1 protein-coding gene is annotated in these 518 nt (G+C 65.4%); it reads left to right on the top strand.

Going from position 1 to position 518, the window contains the following annotated elements; all coding sequences use genetic code 11:
* Positions 1-518, top strand: a 518-nt coding sequence (locus NCR35_RS19630) for a thiamine pyrophosphate-binding protein (RefSeq protein ID WP_250535758.1), incomplete at both ends; no start/stop codon positions are given.

Genomic DNA, 518 nt, shown 5'->3' with positions numbered 1-518 from the left:
AACGGAAAGATCGAATTCATTCAGGCGCGCCACGAGGAAATGGCCGCCTTCATGGCCTCCGCGCACGCGAAGTTCACGGGTGAACTCGGCGTGTGCATCGCGACTTCGGGACCGGGCGCCTCGCATCTGCTCACCGGTCTCTACGATGCCCGCATGGATCACATGCCGGTGCTCGCCATCGCCGGACAACAGGCGCGCGCATCGCTCGGCGGTCACTATCAGCAGGAGCTCGATCTGTCCGCGATGTTCAAGGACGTCGCGGGCGCCTTCGTGCAGCAGGCGAGCGTGCCTTCCCAGATTCGGCATCTGGTCGATCGCGCGATTCGCACCGCGCTCGCTGAACGCAGGGTAACGGCGCTCATCCTGCCGAACGATCTGCAAGACCTCGACTACGAACCGCCCGGCCGCAAGCACGGCACGGTGCATTCGGGCGTCGGCTATCGCGCGCCGAAAACGGTGCCCTACGCCGACGATCTGCAACGCGCCGCCGACGTCCTCAACGCGGGCAAGAAGGTCGC

Origin of the sequence: Caballeronia sp. AZ10_KS36 (genome assembly GCF_023631105.1) — a bacterium.
Taxonomy (GTDB): domain Bacteria; phylum Pseudomonadota; class Gammaproteobacteria; order Burkholderiales; family Burkholderiaceae; genus Caballeronia.
Note: the sequence above shows the minus strand (reverse complement) of the source record. Positions and strands in the feature narration are given on the sequence as shown.